Origin of the sequence: Paenibacillus forsythiae T98, assembly GCF_000520735.1 — a bacterium.
Taxonomy (GTDB): domain Bacteria; phylum Bacillota; class Bacilli; order Paenibacillales; family Paenibacillaceae; genus Paenibacillus_AQ; species Paenibacillus_AQ forsythiae.
On the sequence record NZ_ASSC01000433.1, the window covers coordinates 1 to 2,817 of the forward strand.

A 2,817-nucleotide genomic window follows, 5' to 3' on the forward strand; every position below is an offset into this window, starting at 1 on the left:
TTCGGACAATTCTTCCAGACGAAGCGCAGTCTGCTCCGCTTCCTCTTCGAGCAGACGGCAGCGCTCCTGCTGCCGTTCTCCATCCTGCAGCACTTCATCGTACTGCATAATCAATTCCTCGTGCCGCTCACGCAAGCCGGACAGAGCGGACTCCAGCTCTGCTTCCCTGACCTTCAGCGCCTCTCCGGCGCTTTCGGCTTCCTTCCGGACAGCACGTTCACGTTCCAGCGAAGCCGACAGCTCTTCGGCCTCGCCGCGAAGTCTGTCAAGCTCCCCTTGCACGGCTTCGAGCTTCTCCCCGGTTTCCAGCAAGCTAACCTCCAGCTCGCCGATCTCCTCCTGACGCTTGCCTGCCGCCGCCTTCCACTCGGCATGCTCGGCCGTTACCCGGGCAAGCTCGTCCCGGGTATGGACGAGAGCCTCGGAGGTTTCGCCAAGAGACTTCCGAAGCTCCTCCGCCTGGCTCTTCGACAGCTCATAGACCTGACGAAGTTCCGCAAGCTCCTGCTGCAACAGATCGCCGAGACTTCCTGCGGCTTGCAGCTCCGCTTCAAGCTGCTTTTCACGCACAAGCGCCTCGTTATGCTGATTTTGCAGCCCGGACCGCGCTTCCCGCTCCGTCTTCAAGGCCGCCTCCTCGGAGCGCAGCTTCGCCTGGAGCTGGCTGATCGTGCCGCGCAGCTCGCCAAGCTGCTTCTCCAGCTCCTGCGTGCTATGCTTGTGCCGGTGCTCCTGATTGCCCAAGGTCTGCCGAAGCTCCTTGTTCTTCGCCAGCTCACGCTGCAGCAGTTCCTGTTCACGGCTAAGCTCCTTGTTCAGCGTCGCAACGGCCTCCTCCCGTTCACGGGTCATCACGCTTTTCGTTTCCGAGAGTTCCCTGCCAAGCGCAGCTTTCATCTCCGCAAGCTCTTGTTCCAGCCGCGCCTTGACTTCGGCCAGCTCCGCCGTATGCGCAGCCCGAAGCTCGTCAAGCTCCAGGCGATGCGCCGCTGTCCATTCCTCCGCCTGCTTCAAGCGCAGCGCCTCGGCCTGTCCAAGCTCCCGCAGCTTGCTTTCCCGGCTCTCCGCCAGTTCGCGCTCATGCCTGTCCCGCAGCTCCCTCAGCTCCAGCTCCCGGCGCTCCAGCTCTTCCTCAAATCCCTGCCTGATCTCTGCGGCCGTCTCCTCCGCCTTTCGCAGCAGCTCTTCATGCGTCCTGCGCTCCAGCTCTTCGGCTTCCTGATGCCGCTTGCGCTCCGCCTCGGCCTCTGCAATCAGCCGGTCCGATTCCTGCCGGGCCTCGGCAGCCAGCCCTTCCAGTTCCTCCTGCTGCTGCCGCTGCGCCTCCAGGAGCCGGGCGACTTCGGCGCGCAGCGAGCTGCGCTCTCCGGTCAGCACGTTCAATTCATTCCTCAGATCCTGCGCCTGTATGGCCTGCTCTGCCATATGCACGGCGGCAAGCACCGCTATACGCGGCGTATCCAGCCGGGTATGCGATTTGGAAATCGCGCGCATATGCTCGTCCACATATTGGGCGACCTCCTTCATATATTCAATACTGCTTCCAACCAGTCTATAGGAAGTACCATAAATTTCCACGGCGACACGAGTCCGGTCCATTGCCACAGTTGTGCCCTCCTTTATGTGTATGCGGATTCTAAGCTGCTCCATGCTTCTATTGTAGCTGTACCCGCAGGCATTTGGCAAAAATCTCTCTTCCCTAAAGCGTTAGTCGCAGCCGCATCCTCCAAAGAGGGAAAAGCCGCAGCGACTCCGGGTTCTAAATGGATTCGCTGCGGCTTTGTACAATTCCTGCTATTTTCTCAAGCTTGCGCCAAAACTTTGCTGTAGCGCGGCCAACACCTTGTCGTGAACCTCCGAGACTTCCTCGTCGGTCAGCGTATGCTCCGCATGGCGGTACAGCAGCGAGATGGCGATGCTCTTCTTGCCGCTCTCCAGCTTGCCGCCGGTGTATACGTCAAATACCTGCGCCGATTGCAGCAGGCTTCCTCCCTGCTCACGAATGGCCTCCAACAGCCGGCCCGCCGGAACTTCCGAATCCACTACCACCGCAATGTCCCGCTCCATGCCCGGGAAACGTGGAAGCTCGCCGTACTGCAGCGAGGTCCGCGCCGCTTCATAGAGCGGCGACAGCAAAATCTCGGCCACATACGTATCCTCCAGGTCCTGCTTGCGCTGCAGGTCGGGATGAATCTGCCCCATGGTTCCGAGCTTCACCCGTCCTCCCTCTCCGTTCAGATACAGGGAAGCCGAGCGGCCGGGATGATACCCGGCAGGAGAATCGCCTTCATAAACGACGGCGTTGTCCAGTCCAAGATAAGCGAATACGGATTCCAGCGCTCCCTTCAGATCGAAGAAATCGACAGGGTCGGCGGCCACATTCCACTGCTTCGCCGACCGGCTGCCCGTCAGCAGCAGGCCCAGCGTCTGAAACTCGCGCGGCTGGCGGGTCAGCTGTTCCTCATCGGTCACGAACACGGTGCCGATTTCGAACAGCGCCAGATCGCTCTGGCGGCGGTTCAGGTTGTACTGGGCGATATCCAGAAGCTGAGGGAGAAGACTTGTCCGCAGCACGCTGCGTTCCTCGCTCATAGGCATGGCCAGCTTGACCGCAAGGCCCCCTTCGGTCAGGGCAGGGAACAGAGCGGTCTGCTCGGGCTGTATGAAGGAATAACCAAGAACCTCCTGATAGCCGCCGTCCGACAGCAGTCTGCGCAGTGCGCGGCGCAGCGCCTGCGGTCTTGTCAATCCTCCCGGTGTAGTCGGACCTTCAATCGGCGTAGTCGGAATATTGTCATAGCCGTACAGGCGGGGGGT

At 60.8% G+C, this 2,817-nt stretch carries 2 protein-coding genes; both read right to left on the minus strand.

Annotation, left to right across the window (positions count from 1 at the left end; translation table 11 throughout):
• Positions 1 to 1,599: cell division protein ZapA (gene zapA / locus L692_RS0113915; protein ID WP_332258267.1), on the minus strand; the 1,599-nt coding region annotated here is incomplete at its 3' end.
• 195 nt (positions 1,600 to 1,794) lie between these two features.
• Positions 1,795 to 2,817 (minus strand): phenylalanine--tRNA ligase subunit beta (locus L692_RS0113920; protein WP_025700750.1); only part of this gene is annotated, 1,023 nt, incomplete at its 5' end.